Consider the following 15,450-nt stretch of genomic DNA (forward strand, 5'->3'; position numbering starts at 1 on the left):
GGGGCTGAGCATGCGCAAGTACGAAGTCATGGTTCTCATCGATTCCGATGTCGATGAACGCCAGGTTCCCGCGCTCGTCGAGAAGCATCTCGAAGTCATCACCAACGGTGGTGGCACCGTCGACAACACCGACATCTGGGGTCGTCGTCGTCTTGCTTACGACATCAACAAGAAGTCCGAGGCGTACTACGCCGTCCTGCAGGTGACCGCGGAGCCCGCGACCGTCTCCGAGATGGATCGTCTGATGACCATCGACGAGAAGATCGTGCGTACCAAGGTGCTGCGGCGCGAGGACTGACTTTTCCACAGCCTCGACGTCGCGCGGCAAACCGGTGGGCGGCCCGCCCATCGTGACAGAGTCGGCGGCGGCGGATCGACGGTGAATCGTCAGATCCTCGTCGTACAGTGACGTTGAGGCCACTCCCAAGTCCGATCCCGGAAGGCATAACACATGGCAGGCGAAACCCCCATCACGCTCATCGGCAACCTCACCGCCGACCCCGAGCTGCGCTTCACGCCCAACGGGGCGGCCGTCGCGAACTTCACGGTCGCGTCCACCCCCCGCACGTTCGATCGTCAGACGAACGAGTGGAAGGACGGCGACGCCATGTTCCTCAACTGTTCGGTGTGGCGTCAGTACGCCGAGAACGTGGCCGAGTCCCTCACCAAGGGCATGCGCGTCATCGTCTCGGGCCGGCTGAAGTCCCGCAGCTACGAGACCCGCGAGGGTGAGAAGCGCACCGTCTTCGAGGTGGATGTCGACGAGGTCGGTCCGGCCCTCCGCTACGCAACCGCGAAGGTCACCCGCACGCAGGGTGGCGGCGGCGGTGGCGGCAGCTGGCAGGGCAACCAGGGCGGCGGCGGCAACCAGGGTGGCGGACAGCAGTCCGATCCGTGGGCCAGCTCCGGCCAGGCAGGTGGCAACCGCGGCGGCAACGACCCGTGGGCGCAGACCCAGCCGGAAGAACCCCCGTTCTGATCAACCCGCTTATCTAGCCCGGTCGGGCTAGCTGGCACATTCCGTCGCGAGACGGGCTTTCACGGGCGAGGAGCCCGAGAGACAAGGAGAGCACCACAATGGCCGGTCCACAGCGCAAGCCTGTGAACAAGAAGAAGGTCCTGCCGGTGAAGACGACGCGAGTCGCCAACATCGACTACAAGGACATCAACACCCTGAAGAAGTTCATCTCCGAGCGGGGCAAGATCCGCGCGCGTCGCGTCACCGGACTGTCGGTCCAGGACCAGCGCAAGATCGCCCTCGCCGTCAAGAACGCGCGTGAGGTGGCCCTGCTGCCCTACGCGTCGACCGCTCGCTGATCAGAAGGGACTGACACACTCATGAAGCTCATTCTGACCAGCACCGTCGACAAGCTCGGCATCGCCGGCGACGTCGTTGAGGTCAAGGACGGCTACGGCCGAAACTTCCTCCTGCCCCAGGGCAAGGCGATCCGCTGGACCCGCGGCACCGAGAAGCAGATCGAGGGCATCAAGCGTGCCCGCGATGCGCGCGAGGTCCGGGGCGTCGAGCATGCCCAGGAGATCCGCACCCAGCTCGAGGGCCTGACCGTCTCGATCGCGGCCCGCGTGTCGGACCAGGGCCACCTGTTCGGCTCCGTCACCGCCAACGACCTCGCGGTCGCGGTGAAGAAGGCCGGCGGCCCCACGATCGACAAGCGCGCCGTCTCGTTCCCGAAGGCCGTCAAGTCGCTGGGCAGCCACATCGCTGCGGTGAAGCTGCACCCGGCCGTGACCGCTCGCGTCCCCTTCGAGGTCGTCGCGGGCTGACACCCGAGGGGCCACATCGGTCCGCCGAGGCGCCGGGGTCTCCGACATGGTCGGGGCCCCGGCGCTTCGCGTCTACTCTGGTCCGCATGCCCACCACATCGCACACCCCCAGTGCCGCCGGAGGCGGCCGATGAGCGCACGCTTCCTCACCACCTGGCCGTGCCAGAACGAGTGCGGCACCATCCGCACCGACGAGCGCGTCGAGGGCGCACCCGTCTACCGGTGCCCCGGCTGCGACAGCACCTGGATCGAGCTGGGTGAACGCACCGAGCCCGCCGCGGCTGCGGGCACCGAGGACGGCCGGCGCTGACTCTGGTCCGCGCGCCGCGAGGCGCGTAGCGTGGAGGGATCTCGTGAGAAGGAGGTCGGACGATGCCGCAGGAGGCATGGAGCGCCAAGCGCGAACGCCAGTACGAACACATCAAGGAAGGTCTCCTCGACCGCGGCGAGGACGAGGACACCGCCGAGGAGATCGCCGCCCGCACCGTCAACAAGGAGCGAGCCAGGGCCGGTGAGGCCAGCGAGTCCAGCCGTCTCTCGCGCGAGGACATCTCGTCCGGACGCCGTGGCGGGCTGCGCTCGCACAAGGGCGCCGGTGGCCGTACCAAGGCTCAGCTCTACAACGAGGCCAAGGCCAAGGGCGTCAAGGGCCGCTCGCGCATGACGAAGGCCGAGCTTGAACGCGCGGTCGACTGAGGCCCCGGCCGCCCGACGCCGGACCTCCTCGCCACTCGAGCGAGCCCGGCGTGCCGTGGGGCGGACGCTGCGCAGCCGCGTGGCGGGGGAGGACGCCGACGCCAAGGCGCACCTCATCTGGCAGGTCGACGGTGAGCGCTGGCACAGCCCCGACGACGTCATCTGGCACGTGAACGGCGACGCCGCGATGTACGCGGGCGGCATCCGGGCCCTGCTGCTGCAGGCCCTGCACCCCGCGGCCATGGCCGGCGTCGCCGGGCACTCCGGCTATCGCTCGGACCCGTGGGGGCGCCTGCAACGCACCTCGGAGTTCATCGCCATGACGACCTACGGCCCCATCCCGTCGGCGCTCGCCCTCATCGAACGGGTCCGGACGGTGCACGACCGGGTGCGGGGCAAGACCGACGACGGGACCCCCTATCGCGCCTCCGATCCGCACCTGCTGGCGTGGGTGCACATCGCGGAGACCGAGAGCTTCCTCACCAGCTTCCAGCACTTCGGCGACCGTCGCCTGACGCCCGAGGAGGCGGACCGCTACGTGGAGGAGGCCGCCCCCGTCGGGGAGTTGCTCGGCGCCCGGACTCTCCCCCTCACGGAGTCGGAACTACGCTCCGCGCTGGAGGCCTACCGACCTGAGCTGCGCGCGTCGCCCGCGGCGCTGGACACCGTTGAGTTCCTGCTGCGGCAACCCCCTATCCCATGGTTGGCCCGCCCCGGCTACTGGATGCTGGCGGCGGGGGCCATCGCCACCCTCCCGACGTGGGCGCGCACCGAGCTCCGGCTGCCGACGAGCCGATTCTTCGACCGCGTCGTCGGGATCCCCCTCGGCCGGCTCGCGACCGCCGTCGTCCGCTGGTCCCTGGAGCCCGAGAGCCGCAAGGGCCGCTGGGCCCGCTGACCGCGCGGTCGAATGGAGGGCAGAATGGCCCTCATGAGAATCGGCGTGGTCGGCTGCTCGAGGTGCTCGACGCCGCCCGCACCAGCGCGCTCGAGGGCCGCGCCGTCGACCTCTGAGCCCCGAAGCTCAGGCGCCGACGTACTCGGCGAGATGGCGTCCCGTCAGAGTCGACCCGGCCGCGACAAGGTCCGCGGGGGTGCCCTCGAACACCACCCGGCCGCCGTCGTGACCGGCGCCGGGGCCGAGATCGATGATCCAGTCGGCGTGCGCCATCACCGCCTGATGGTGTTCGATGACGATGACCGACTTGCCCGAGTCCACGAGCCGGTCCAGCAGCGCGAGCAGCTGCGCGACGTCGGCCAGGTGCAGCCCGGTGGTGGGCTCGTCCAGAACGTAGAGGTCGCCCTTGTCGGCCATCGCGACCGCGAGCTTGAGCCGCTGCCGCTCGCCGCCGGACAGCGTCGTCAGGGGCTGGCCCAGGCTGAGGTAGCCCAGGCCGACGTCGCTCAGCCGTTCGAGGATCGCGTGTGCCGCCGGCGTGCGGGTCTCACCGTCGCCGAAGAACGCCAGCGCCTCGGTCACGGGCATGTCGAGCACGTCCGCGATGTTCCGGCCGCCCCACCGGTACTCCAGCACGGCCGGCTGGAAGCGGCGGCCCTCACACTCCTCGCACGGGCTCGCGACCGTCTCCATGAAGCCCAGCTCGGTGTAGATGACGCCCGCGCCGTTGCAGGCGGGGCAGGCCCCCTCGGAGTTGGCGCTGAACAGAGCCGGCTTGGTGCCGGTGGCCTTCGCGAACCCCTTGCGAATGGGCTCCAGCAGCCCGGTGTACGTGGCCGGGTTGCTGCGCCGTGACCCCTTGATGGCCGTCTGGTCGATCGAGATGGCGCCGGCGTCCGCCGGCATCGAGCCGTGGATCAGCGAGCTCTTGCCCGATCCCGCGACACCGGTCAGCACCGTGAGCACGCCGAGCGGGATGTCGACGTCGACGCCCTTGAGGTTGTTGGTCGACGCCCCGCGGATGGGCAGGACGCCGCTGGGGGAGCGGACGGCGTCCTTGAGGCGGGCGCGGTCGTCGAGGTGCCGCCCCGTCAGCGTGTCGCTGCGTCGGAGGTCCTCGACGGTGCCCTCGAAGCAGATCTCCCCGCCCGCGGTGCCCGCTCCGGGACCGAGGTCGACGACGTGGTCCGCGATGGCGATGGTCTCCGGCTTGTGCTCGACCACGAGCACGGTGTTGCCCTTGTCCCGCAAGGAGATGAGCAGCGAGTTCATCCGCTGGATGTCGTGGGGGTGCAGCCCGATGGTGGGCTCGTCGAAGACGTAGGTGACGTCGGTCAGGGACGAGCCGAGGTGGCGGATCATCTTCACGCGCTGCGCCTCGCCGCCGGACAGCGTGCCCGAGGGCCGGTCGAGCGACAGGTAGCCGAGCCCGATCTCGACGAACGAGTCGAGCAGGTGCCCGAGGTTGCGCAGCAGCGGGGCGGCGGCCGGCCGCTCCAGCCCCCTGATCCACGCCGCCAGGTCCGTGAGCTGCATGGCGCAGGCGTCCGCGATGCTGACCCCGTCGATCTTCGACGCCCGCGCGCCCTCGGACAGCCGGGTGCCGCCGCACTCGGGGCAGGTGTCGAACGTGACCGCCCGCTCCACGAACGCCCGGATGTGCGGCTGCATCGCCTCCGGATCTTTCGCCAGGAACGACTTCTGGATCTTCGGCACGAGCCCCTCGTACGTGAGGTTGATGTTGTCGACCTTGACCTTGGTGGGGGCCTTGTAGAGGAGGTCCTCGAGCTCGCGCTTCGAGTAGTCCCGGATGGGCTTGTCCGGGTCGAAGAAGCCGGATCCGGTGAAGATCCGCACGTACCAGCCGTCACCGGTGTAGCCGGGGATCGTCAGCGCGCCGTCGTTGAGCGACTTCGTCTCGTCGTAGAGCTGGGTGAGGTCGATGTCGGAGACGGTGCCCTTGCCCTCGCAGCGCGGGCACATGCCTCCGACGAGGGTGTAGGTCTTGGCCTCCTTCTGGACGCGGCCGGCCTTCTCGGTCTTGAGCATCCCGGACCCGGTGACGGAGGGGACGTTGAACGAGTAGGCCTGCGGGGAGCCGATGTGCGGTTGGCCGAGCTTGCTGAACAGGACACGCAACAGGGCGTTGGCGTCGGTGACGGTGCCGACGGTGGAGCGCACGTTGGCGCCGAGACGCTCCTGGTCGACGATGATCGCGGTCGTCAGACCGTCCAGATGGTCCACGTCGGGGCGCGACAGCGTGGGCATGAACCCCTGGATGAAGGCGCTGTAGGTCTCGTTGATCATGCGCTGCGACTCGGCGGCGATGGTCTCGAAGACCAGCGAGCTCTTGCCGGAGCCGGACACGCCCGTGAAGACAGTCAGCCGGCGTTTCGGCAGCTCGACGTCGAGGCCCTTGAGGTTGTTCTCGCGCGCCCCTTGGACGCGGATCATGTCGTGGCGGTCGGCCGGATGCGCTGCTGTGCTCACCGCGCTACCGTGCCACCCCGCCGCGACATTATCCAGAGCCCTCCGTCGATCAGCCCTCGGCCAGCGCCGCGTCGATCTGGTTGATCGCCGCTGTGGCGCCCTCGATGACGCCCATGTCGAGCACCTGCTGCAGGGCCTCCACGGTCGGGTACTCGCTCTCGAACACCGCCCTGGTCCCGCCGTCGTGGCTGGCGAACGTGTACACGTTGCGCCCGACGGGCAGCGCCGGGTCCGCCGCGAAGTTCTCGTCGGCGAAGCCGTCGTCGAAGGCGAAGCGGTGCGGCTCGTCGACCTCGGTCACGGCCCAGAAGCCGTAGTAGCGCTCACCGTCGGGACCGGTCATGTAGTAGTGCATGCGGCCGCCGGGCCTGAGGTCGTGGTCGACGAAGGTGGCGGGGTGCGTGGGCGGCCCCCACACCCGCTCGAGCTGCCGGGGATCCGCGTAGAGCTGCCAGAGGTGCTCTACGGGGGCCGCGAACTGTGCGGTCATGACGAGACGACGGTTGTCCAGGTCCTTCTGGACATCGATGACTGGCATGGTCAACCCTCCTGGGGTGTGTCGAGGAGTTCGTCGATGCGCGACACGCGGCCGCGCCAGATGCCTTCGAGCTCGGCGAGCATGCTGCCCACCGACCGCACAGCCTCGACGTTGCCGATGGCCAGGGACTCCCGCCCCCGACGCCGGCGCGAGACCAGGGCGGACCTCTCGAGCACCGTGATGTGCTTGTGGACGGCGGCGAAGCTCATGTCGTAGTGCGCCGCCAGGGCCGTGATCGACTGCTCCCCGGCCAGGACCCGGCGCAGGATGTCGCGCCGCGTCCGGTCCGAGAGGGCATGGAACAGCGCATCGGCTCGTTCCTCCGCCACTCGCCCGGCAGACTGGCTACCTGGCCGCCCCGGCCGAGGAGCTTCCGGCCGATCTCGCCGCATACCTGGCGGGCGGCGCCGAGCCGGTGTTCGTCGGGGTGGGCAGTTTCACGCCGACGACCGGCGCCGAGGGGCTCTCGCTCCTCCGGGACGTCGCCGTGCGGAGCGGCCGGCGCCTGGTGACGATGGCCCCGACGGCGGCGGACGTCGGCGAGCTGGACGACGGTCTCTTCGCCGTCGGCGACGTGTCTTTCGAGGCGCTGTTTCCCCGAATGGCAGGCGTCGTGCATCACGGCGGGGCGGGCAGCTCGCAGACCGGTCTGCGGGCCGGCCGCCCCTCGGTGGCGGTGCCGTTCGGCGTCGATCAGCCGTACCACGCCGCCCGGCTGGCGGCGCTGGGCGTCGGGCCGGAGCCCGTGCCGTTCCCCCGCCTCGACGCGCCCCGGCTGACGCGGCTGATCGCGGACCTGGTGGACGGGCCTGCGGCGCCGGGGTTCGCCGCCCGGGCCCGGGACGTGGGGGAGCTCGTCCGGGCGGAGGACGGGGTCGGCGACACCGTGCGTGCCATGCGCGACCTGGGTCTCCTCCCCGGCTGACGGTGCTAGGTGAGGTGGAGGCGGACGGTCACGTCCGCGGCGGCGCCGACGGCCAGCGCCGCCGCGTACCCCGGGAGGGGCGGCGCGAGGGCGAGCTCGGTGCCCTCCCCGGCGGCCAGCCCGGCCTTGATCCGTGCCTCCAGGGCCACCCACGCCGCGACGTCCGGCGCGTCGCCGATCCGCTGCACGTCGATGCCGACCGGTGCCGTCGCGCAGGCGGCCACCGCGATCAGCAGGCCGGAGTGGCTGACGGTCAGGTGGGGTCCCGCTCCATCCGCCGCGACGGGGCGGCCGTGCTGGGCGCCACACGCGTCGCAGGTGCGGTCGATGCCGACGGTGGCCTCGGAGGGAAGCCCTCGGGCCACCCGCAGCGCTGACTGCAGCAGAAGCGCTCCGACGAGGCGGCGGCCCTGATCGGCGGGTGTCGTCAGCTCCGCCACCCGGGCGCGCTCCGGGGGCGGGAGCTGGTCCGCCCGGCGCAGGTCGGCGGAGCGCAGGTCGGCCCACCACACGTCCACGATCGACACCACGATTTTGGCAACCTCTGCTTTGTTGAAATCCGTCTCCTGAGGTTACCCTAAGCCGGTGCAGGAACTTCGGACACTGACCAGGCGCGGGGCGCCCAGCCCTCTCCCCGCCGCGGGTCGGGTCGACCCCGCGCGGCCCGCGCTGATCGCGCCCGACGGCGCAGTCGTCGACCACGGCACCCTGCGCAGCCGGGTGGACGCCGTCGCGTCCGGGCTGCGAACCGGTGACCGCCGGCTCGCCCACATCGAACTCGGCGCCACCGTGGACGACATCGTCGCCTACCTCGCCGTCCTCGAGGCCGGGCATGTGGCGCTCCTGCTGCCCCCTGGACACGCCGCCGACGCAGTCCGCCGCGCCTGGCCGGCGGACCTCGACGTCCGCGCCGGCCGCATCGACCCCCTCCACGACGGCGATGCGCCCCGACACCTCCTGCACCCCGATCTCGCGCTCCTGCTCAGCACCTCGGGCAGCACGGGATCCCCGAAGCTGGTGCGCCTGTCCCACGCGAACCTGACGTCGAACGCGCACGCCATCGCGGCGGCCCTCGGCCTCTCCGCGGGGGACCGCGGCGTCACCAGCCTTCCCCTCCACTACTGCTTCGGCCTGTCCGTCCTGCACAGCCACCTCGCGGTCGGCGCGTCGGTCGCGCTCACGGATCGCTCGATACTCGATGCCGGATTCTGGGACACCGTCGACGACGGCGTGACCACGCTGGCCGTGGTGCCGCACATGATTGAACTCGCCGAGACCACCGGCGTCTTGGAGCGCCCTCACCCCTCGCTGCGGCTGATCATCCAGGCCGGCGGCCGCATGGCCGAGGACAGGGTGCGCCGCACCGCGCATCTCGGCGTCAGGCACGGCTGGGGCCTGTCCGTCATGTACGGCCAGAGCGAGGCCACCGCCCGCATCGCGGTCCAGGATCCCGCCACGACCCTGACCTCGCCGTCGACGGTGGGCCGCCCCATCCCGGGCACCCAGGTGCATCTCGACCGCGACGTGCCGGAGTCTGACGGCGTCAGCGGCGAGATCGTGGTGAGTGGGCCGGGCGTCATGCTGGGCTACGCCGAGCACCCCGACGACCTGGCGCTCGGGCGCATGGTGACCGAGCTGCGCACCGGCGACCTCGGGGTGCTCGACGGCGACCGGCTGCGGATCGTCGGACGGCGCGCCGGCTTCGTCAAGGTCCTCGGGCTGCGCATCGACCTCGCCCGCGTCGAGGCGGCCCTGGAGCGACAGGGCCTCGTGGCCTGTGTGACCGGCGACGACGGGGGCCTGCGCGTCGCGGCCGAGCCGGTCCCCGGCGAACCCCGCGACACCACGGCGAGCCGGGTCCGGCGCCTCGCGGCCGAGGCTGCGGGCCTGGGCGTCGGGCACGTGCGCGTCGCCGTCGCCCCGCTCGCGCGGCTCGCCAACGGCAAGGTGGACCGGGCCGGGTGCGACGTGCTGGTCCGCGCCACCGATCCCGAGGAGTGTGCCGACTCCCGACAGCGGATCGACTCCCCGGGTGCCGCGGTCCGGGTCGCGGCGGCGCTGCGCGACGTGCTCGGCGTCGGGGACGTCGACCTCGACCGATCCTTCGTGGCGCTCGGCGGGGACTCGCTCACGCATGTGCAGGCGGCGGCGCGGCTGTCGGCCGTGCTCGGGGACCTGCCCGCCGACTGGCACCACCGCCCCCTGCGCGAGCTGATCGACTCCGCGCCCACCGCGCCGGCGTCGACGACCTCGCGGCCGCGCCGCTGGCAGCGGCTGGAGGCCTCGGTCATCCTCCGGGCCATCGCGGCCGTCATCATCTGCGGCTCGCACGCGGAGCTGTTCCGGATCCTCGGCGGGGCGCACACCCTCATGGCGGTCGCCGGCTACAGCACGGCGCTCTTCGGGCTTTCGGCGTCCGGCGTCGCCGCCCGATGGCGATCCGGCACGCGGCTCCTCATCGGCGTTGCGGTCCCCACCGCCGTCACGGCCCTCATCGGCATGACGTACGGGCGCTACGGCTGGGGCAACGTGTTCCTCGTCAACTGGGCCACGGGCAACATCGCCACGGCCCGGCGCAACGAGCTGTGGTTCGTCGACGTGCTGGTCCTGTGCGTGCTGCTGGCCACCGCGCTGCTGTCCGTGCCGGCACTGGCGCGCCGCTGGCTCGCGGACCCGTGGCGGGTGGCGGTGGCGCTGCTGGTCGCGGGCCTGGTGTCGCGGTTCGCGATCCTGAGCGTCGACCACGACAGCCCCATGCGCGGGATCATGCCCACGGTCTTCTGGCTGTTCGCCGCGGGCATGGCGCTGGCGGTGGCCCGGACCCGGCGGCGCACCGAGCTCACCCTGGCCCTCGCCCTCCTCGGCACGATCGGCTACTTCCCCGACGATCCGGCGCGCAACGCCGTCATCGCGGGCGGGATCGCGGTGCTGGCGCTCGTGCGCAGCGTGCCGCTGCCGTCGCTCCTCGTGCCGCTCGTCACCGTGCTGGCCGCGGCGAGCCTCCACATCTACCTCATCCAGTTCCACGTCCTGACCCTGATGAGCCGTACGGTCACCGACGACTCACTCGCCCGCACGCTCGCGGCCCTCGCCGCGGGAGTGATCCTCTGGCGGCTCACCGCCGGCCCCATCTCCCGGCTCCAGGACCTCCTCGTGCCACTCCGTTCCCCGCACCCCACCCCCGAGAGGATCGCCCCGTGACCCCGAAGTTCAGCCGACGCCTCCTGCTCACCGGACTGGCCGCCGCCCCGCTGGCCGCGACCGCGTGCGGCAGCGACGGCGGCGACGAGTTCGTCGCCGACCCGGAGGCTCTGCTCATCTACTCCTCGCAGCACGAGAACGTGACGGCCGCGTGGGCGGAGGCGTTCACCGCCGCCACGGGCGTCAAGACCCAGGTGCGCCGCGGATCCGACTCGTCCATGGGACATCAGATCGTCCAGGAGGGCGACCGCAGCCCCGCCGACGTCTTCCTGACGGAGAACTCTCCGGCCATGACGGTCGTGCAGCGCGCCGGCCTGCTGGCCCCGGTCGATCCCGCGACGCTGGCGCAGGTCCCCACCGACATGGCGCCGTCGAGCGCCGACTGGATCGCCATCGCCGCCCGCTCGACGGTGCTGGCCTGGAACCCCGACCAGATCAGCGAGGCCGAGCTGCCCGCGTCGATGATGGACCTGGCCGATCCCTCCTGGAAGGGCCGCTGGGGTTGCGCCCCGGGTGGGGCAGACTTCCAGGCCATCGTCGCCGGGATGCTCGCCGACCGCGGCGAGGAGGAGACGGCGGCGTGGCTGGCGGCGCTGCAGGACGGCGCCAACGCCTACCAGAACAACATCGCGACCATGAAGGCCGTCAACGCCGGCGAGGTTCCCGTCGGGATCATGTACCACTACTACTGGTACCGCGATCAGGCCGGCTCCAAGGAGGGGTCGGCCAACACCCGGCTCCACTACTTCGGCAACCAGGATCCCGGCGCCTTCGTGTCGCTGTCCGCCGGCGGGGTGCTGGCGAGCAGCGACAAGGCCGAGCTCGCGCAGCAGTTCCTGGCCTACATCACCTCGCCCGAGGGACAGCAGGTGCTGGTCGACTCGAAGTCCATGGAGTACGCCGTCGGGATCGACGTGCCGTCGGACCCCGCGCTGCCGCCCCTGGACAGCCTCGACAACCCGCCCGTCGACCCCTTCACGCTGAATTCCGACGAGGTCACCCGGCTGATGACCGATGCCGGGATCCTCTAGCCGCCCCGGGCTCCAAGTGGCCGCCGCCGTCGTGGCGGCGGTGGTTCTGCTGCCCATCGTCGTGACGGTCGGGCGGGGCGCCGCGGTGGGGTGGTCCGAGGCGGTCGCCTACCTCGTGCGGCCCCGCATCGGCATGCTGCTGGCCAACACGGCCGTGCTCACGGCGATCACGGTGCCGCTGTCGGTAGCCCTCGGCACCGGAGCGGCCTGGCTGGTCGAGCGGACCGACCTGCCCGGCGCGGGCGCCTGGCGCGCCCTGATGTTGGCGCCGCTGGCGGTGCCGGCCTTCGTGTCGAGTTACGCCTGGGTGTCCTGGCAGCCCGGCCTCGTGGGGCTTGGCGGTGCGGCCCTCGTCACCACGCTGGCGTACTTCCCGTTCGTGTTCCTGCCCGTGGCCGCCCTGCTGCGCGCCCTCGACGAGGGCGAGGAGGAGGCGGCGCGCTCGCTCGGCCTGGGCCCGTTCGCGGCCTTCCGCCGCGCGGTGCTGCCGCGCCTGCGGCCGGCGGTGAGCGGCGGCGCGCTGCTCGTGGCGCTGCACCTGCTGGCCGAGTACGGGGTGCTGGCCATGATGCGCTACCAGACCTTCACCACCGCCATCCTCCAGCAGTACGCCGTCGGCTTCAGCGACGCCCAGGGCTCCCTCCTCGCCTCCGTCCTCCTCCTGCTGTGCCTCGCCGTCCTCACGCTCGAGGTGGTGGCCCGCGGGCGTCGCCGGGTGGCCCGCATCGGCTCCGGCAGCATGCGTCCCCCGTCGCGGGTCCCGCTCGGCTCGTGGCGCTGGCCCGCGCTGGCCGGGCTGGCGGCGTTGGCGGCGCTCTCGACGGCGGTCCCCGTCATCCTGGTGCTCCGCTGGCTCGTGGTGGGGACCAGCCAGTCCGGCGCGGTCGCCGACGACCTGATGCGCGTGACCGCCTCGACGCTGGGCCTCGCGGTGCTGGGCGGGCTGACCGCCGTCGTCCTCGCCCTGCCCGGTGCGCTGCTCCTGAGCCGCGGCGGGGGCTGGATCGCGACACTGCTGGAGCGGGCGACGTTCGTCGGCAGCGCCCTCCCGGGCGTCGTCGTGGCGCTGGCGCTGGTCGGCCTGGCGGTGTCCTGGGCGCCCGGGCTGTATCAGACGGTGGCCCTGGTCGTCGTCGCGTACGCGGTGCTGTTCCTGCCGCGCGCCATGGTGTCCCTGCGCTCCGGCCTGGCCGCCGCCCCGCCCGAGCTGTCCGAGGCCGCACGCTCGCTGGGACAGGGCGGCGCCGCCGTCCTGCGCCGCGTGGTGCTCCCGCTGGCCGCGCCGTCGGTGCTGGCCGGATTCGTGCTCGTGGCCCTGGCCATCTCCACGGAGCTCACCGCGACGCTGCTGCTCGCGCCCACCGGCACCGACACGCTGGCGCTGTCGTTCTGGGCGGCCAGCGACGAACTCGACTACGCGGCCGCCGCGCCATACGCGGCGGTGATGATCGTGCTGTCCATCCCCCTGACGGTGGTGCTCCGCCGCCAGATCACGCATGACAGGAGGGCCACGCGATGAGCGAGGTGGTGGTGCGCGAGCTGCGCGCCGGCTACGGGACCACGGAGATCCTGCACGGGGTCAGCCTCGCGGTCGCCGAGGGCGCGACGACGGCGATCCTCGGGGACTCCGGGTCCGGCAAGACGACGCTGCTGCGCGCGATCGCGGGCTTCCTCCGCCCGACGGCGGGCGAGATCTCCGTCGCGGGCCGGGTCGTCGCGGGGCCGCGGACCTGGGTCGCGCCCGAGCGGCGTGGCGTGGGCTACGTGCGCCAGGAGGGCGCGCTGTTCCCGCACCTGAGCGTCGCGGGCAACGTCGCCTTCGGCCTGCCGCGCCACGGACTGCGCGGCCGGGACCGGGCCCACCGCGACCGCGTCATGGAGTTGCTGGAGCTGGTCGAGCTCCCGGCGGACCTGGCCGACCGGTACCCCGCGCAGCTCTCGGGGGGCCAGCAGCAGCGCGTCGCCCTGGCGCGCGCGCTCGCTCCGCGCCCGAGCGTGGTCCTGCTCGACGAGCCCTTCTCCTCCCTCGACACCGCGCTGCGCCACGCCACCCGCGAGGCCACGGCCCGGGCCCTGCGCGCCGCTGGGGCCACCGTCGTCCTCGTCACACACGACCAGGGGGAGGCGCTGTCGTTCGCCGACGAGGTCGCGGTGCTGCGCGGGGGACACGTCCGTCAGGTCGCGGCGCCGCGCATCATCTACGGCGAGCCGATCGACCCGCAGGTCGCCGCGTTCATGGGCGACGCGGTCATGGTCCGCGGCGAGGGCGTCGGACCCGAGGTCCGCTCAGGTCTGGGCACGCTGTCCGTCGTGGGGTTCGTCCCCCGCGGCCCCGTGGACGTCCTGCTCCGCCCGGAACAGATCCGGCTCACCGCCCCGGAGCAGGGCGCCGTCACCGGCGTCGTGACGACGGTGCGGTTCTTCGGGCACGACGCCGTCGTCGACCTCGATGTCGCGGGCGACGCTCAGGGCTGGGAGGGCGGTCCGCTGTCGGTGCGGGCCCGCGTCCACGGCAACGAGACGCCCGTGCTCGGGGCGCGCGTCGGGCTGCGCGTCGTCGGGCCGGTCAGGGTGTTCAAGCACTGACGCGGGCGTCCGCCGCCGCGGGGCGATCGTCCGCTCCGCGCGCCGTCAGCGCGAGGTAGGCGAGCAGCGCCACACCCCACAGCAGCTGAGCGTTGGCGACCAGTTGCTGCTGCCACGTCAGGCTCAGGCCGTCGAGCGCGGCGTCCGGGAGGTCCCAGATCAGGCGCCCCACGAACAGCCCCAGCCCCACCGCGGCCATCGCAGCCGCCGTCAGGCTGAGCCGCCGCCGTGCCCGAACGACCAGGAGGAGCAGCGCCGGCCCGGCCCACACCCAGTGGTGCGACCACGACACGGGCGAGGCCAACAGCGCGTAGACGCCCATGGTGAGCAGCGCGGCCAGATCCTGCCCGGACCGGAACAGGTGGTGCATGACGACGAGCAACGACAAGCCCAGGACGGCGCACGTCACGAACCAGATGAGCGTGGCGGTGTCGCCCAGGCCCAGCCGGTGCAGCGCCCCGGTGAGCGACTGGTTAGACACGTAGGCCGGGCTTCCGATGCGTGTGGGGTCCCTGATCGTGCGGGTCCAGTACGTGATGGAGTCCTGCCAGGCGACCGCGAAGCCCAGCAGGGTGAAGCCGATCGCGGCGACGATCGCCGTGGCGAGGGCGCGCCAGTCGCGCCGGACCAGGAAGTACGCCAGGAACACCGCAGGCGTGAGCTTGATGGCCATGGCCAGCCCCGTGAGGACGCCCTGCCACGGCTTCCCGCGGCCCGCCACGACGTCGACCAGCACCAGCGCCATGAGCGCCACGTTCACCTGACCGAACTCCACCGTCTCGCGAACCGGGCCCAGCCACAGCGCCGCGGTCCCGGCCACCAGGCCCGCCACCACGAGGTGGCGCCCCCGCAGCCGCGTGACCTCCCGGACGGCCAGTGTCATCGCGACCAGCGTGAGGGCGACCGTGACCAGGGAGAAGACGAGGTTGGCGTGGTCGAGCGACAGCCACGCCAGCGGGGCGAACAGCAGCGCCGCCAGCGGCGGGTACGTGAAGGGCAGGTTGGCGCCGATCGCCGTGTCGGGGAGCCGGCCGTAGAGGTCGCCGCCGCTGAGCAGCATCTGCCCGCCGAGCCGGTAGACGTCCAGGTCGATCCGGTAGGGCGGATCCAGGTCGAACCGCTGCGGGAGGAACGGTTCCTCGCTCCATCGGCCGTAGATCACCGCGTACATGCTGAGCGCGAGCGCACCGAGGATGAGGATCAGCCCCGCCCAGGCGGTGACGGAGGACGACGGCAGGCGGCGGGTCACCGCCTCATCGTAGGTCCCGCGGAGGGGGTGTGTCCGCTCCGGCCGGGCGAC

General features: G+C 72.1%; 17 protein-coding genes. 12 read left to right on the forward strand and 5 right to left on the reverse strand.

All coding sequences use genetic code 11. The features are described from left to right. Nucleotides 1-10 precede the first annotated feature (10 nt). The 7 genes from rpsF to ACFQPD_RS06760 all read left to right on the forward strand — a co-directional run bounded on the left by rpsF (nucleotide 11) and on the right by ACFQPD_RS06760 (nucleotide 3,379). A complete protein-coding gene (rpsF, locus tag ACFQPD_RS06730; RefSeq protein WP_068752325.1) occupies nucleotides 11-298 on the forward strand; it encodes a 30S ribosomal protein S6 in 288 nt (95 codons plus the stop codon). Between the two features lie 153 nt (nucleotides 299-451). Continuing rightward, nucleotides 452-979, forward strand: a complete 528-nt coding sequence (locus ACFQPD_RS06735; RefSeq protein ID WP_068752324.1) for a single-stranded DNA-binding protein — start codon at nucleotides 452-454, stop codon at nucleotides 977-979. A gap of 98 nt (nucleotides 980-1,077) precedes the next feature. Further along, a complete protein-coding gene (rpsR, locus tag ACFQPD_RS06740) occupies nucleotides 1,078-1,317 on the forward strand; it encodes a 30S ribosomal protein S18 (protein ID WP_068752323.1) in 240 nt (79 codons plus the stop codon). A gap of 21 nt (nucleotides 1,318-1,338) precedes the next feature. Then, on the forward strand, nucleotides 1,339-1,785 hold the full coding sequence (rplI, locus tag ACFQPD_RS06745) for a 50S ribosomal protein L9 (RefSeq protein WP_385899616.1): 447 nt from the start codon (nucleotides 1,339-1,341) through the stop codon (nucleotides 1,783-1,785). 130 nt (nucleotides 1,786-1,915) lie between these two features. After that, nucleotides 1,916-2,095 (forward strand): hypothetical protein, encoded by a 180-nt coding sequence (locus ACFQPD_RS06750; RefSeq protein ID WP_385899617.1) that lies wholly within the window; start codon nucleotides 1,916-1,918, stop codon nucleotides 2,093-2,095. 62 nt (nucleotides 2,096-2,157) lie between these two features. Continuing rightward, a complete protein-coding gene (locus ACFQPD_RS06755) occupies nucleotides 2,158-2,481 on the forward strand; it encodes a plasmid stabilization protein (RefSeq protein ID WP_385899618.1) in 324 nt (107 codons plus the stop codon). A gap of 55 nt (nucleotides 2,482-2,536) precedes the next feature. Next, a complete protein-coding gene (locus ACFQPD_RS06760) occupies nucleotides 2,537-3,379 on the forward strand; it encodes an oxygenase MpaB family protein (protein ID WP_385899620.1) in 843 nt (280 codons plus the stop codon). A 126-nt stretch (nucleotides 3,380-3,505) separates the two neighbouring features. On the opposite strand, the gene ACFQPD_RS06765 is transcribed toward ACFQPD_RS06760, so the two are convergent. The 3 genes from ACFQPD_RS06765 to ACFQPD_RS06775 all read right to left on the reverse strand — a co-directional run bounded on the left by ACFQPD_RS06765 (nucleotide 3,506) and on the right by ACFQPD_RS06775 (nucleotide 6,736). Then, entirely contained in the window at nucleotides 3,506-5,833 is a 2,328-nt protein-coding gene (locus tag ACFQPD_RS06765; protein WP_385899656.1) for an ATP-binding cassette domain-containing protein, read from the reverse strand. Between the two features lie 85 nt (nucleotides 5,834-5,918). Next, entirely contained in the window at nucleotides 5,919-6,407 is a 489-nt protein-coding gene (locus tag ACFQPD_RS06770) for an SRPBCC domain-containing protein (RefSeq protein WP_385899621.1), read from the reverse strand. A gap of 2 nt (nucleotides 6,408-6,409) precedes the next feature. After that, entirely contained in the window at nucleotides 6,410-6,736 is a 327-nt protein-coding gene (locus tag ACFQPD_RS06775) for an ArsR/SmtB family transcription factor (protein ID WP_385899623.1), read from the reverse strand. A gap of 86 nt (nucleotides 6,737-6,822) precedes the next feature. Between ACFQPD_RS06775 and ACFQPD_RS06780 the strand changes: the two genes are divergently transcribed. Beyond that, nucleotides 6,823-7,332 carry a glycosyltransferase gene (locus tag ACFQPD_RS06780; protein ID WP_385899625.1) on the forward strand — a complete coding sequence of 170 codons (510 nt, stop codon included), beginning with the start codon at nucleotides 6,823-6,825 and terminating at the stop codon, nucleotides 7,330-7,332. A gap of 5 nt (nucleotides 7,333-7,337) precedes the next feature. Here the strand turns inward: ACFQPD_RS06780 and ACFQPD_RS06785 are convergent, their stop codons facing one another. Next, nucleotides 7,338-7,862, reverse strand: coding sequence for a 4'-phosphopantetheinyl transferase superfamily protein (locus tag ACFQPD_RS06785; protein WP_068752314.1), 525 nt, complete (start codon nucleotides 7,860-7,862; stop codon nucleotides 7,338-7,340). Between the two features lie 55 nt (nucleotides 7,863-7,917). Here ACFQPD_RS06785 and ACFQPD_RS06790 point away from each other — a divergent pair, with 55 nt between their 5' ends. The 4 genes from ACFQPD_RS06790 to ACFQPD_RS06805 are packed head-to-tail and all read left to right on the forward strand — an operon-like array spanning nucleotide 7,918 to nucleotide 14,150. Then, nucleotides 7,918-10,533, forward strand: a complete 2,616-nt coding sequence (locus ACFQPD_RS06790) for an AMP-binding protein (protein ID WP_385899627.1) — start codon at nucleotides 7,918-7,920, stop codon at nucleotides 10,531-10,533. Beyond that, on the forward strand, nucleotides 10,530-11,564 hold the full coding sequence (locus tag ACFQPD_RS06795) for an extracellular solute-binding protein (RefSeq protein ID WP_385899628.1): 1,035 nt from the start codon (nucleotides 10,530-10,532) through the stop codon (nucleotides 11,562-11,564). The genes ACFQPD_RS06790 and ACFQPD_RS06795 overlap by 4 nt, the downstream gene beginning before the upstream one ends. Next, the gene (locus ACFQPD_RS06800; RefSeq protein WP_385899629.1) at nucleotides 11,548-13,083 is read left to right on the forward strand and encodes an ABC transporter permease; all 1,536 of its coding nucleotides are present in this window, start codon (nucleotides 11,548-11,550) and stop codon (nucleotides 13,081-13,083) included. The genes ACFQPD_RS06795 and ACFQPD_RS06800 overlap by 17 nt, the downstream gene beginning before the upstream one ends. Next, nucleotides 13,080-14,150, forward strand: coding sequence for an ABC transporter ATP-binding protein (locus ACFQPD_RS06805; protein WP_385899630.1), 1,071 nt, complete (start codon nucleotides 13,080-13,082; stop codon nucleotides 14,148-14,150). Before ACFQPD_RS06800 ends, ACFQPD_RS06805 begins: the two co-directional genes overlap by 4 nt. Here the strand turns inward: ACFQPD_RS06805 and ACFQPD_RS06810 are convergent. Continuing rightward, a complete protein-coding gene (locus ACFQPD_RS06810) occupies nucleotides 14,140-15,399 on the reverse strand; it encodes a glycosyltransferase 87 family protein (protein ID WP_385899631.1) in 1,260 nt (419 codons plus the stop codon). The genes ACFQPD_RS06805 and ACFQPD_RS06810 overlap by 11 nt on opposite strands. Nucleotides 15,400-15,450 lie beyond the last annotated feature (51 nt).

The organism is Tessaracoccus sp. O5.2, from assembly GCF_964266725.1.
In the GTDB taxonomy this organism is placed as follows: Bacteria; Actinomycetota; Actinomycetes; order Propionibacteriales; family Propionibacteriaceae; genus Arachnia; species Arachnia lapidicapta.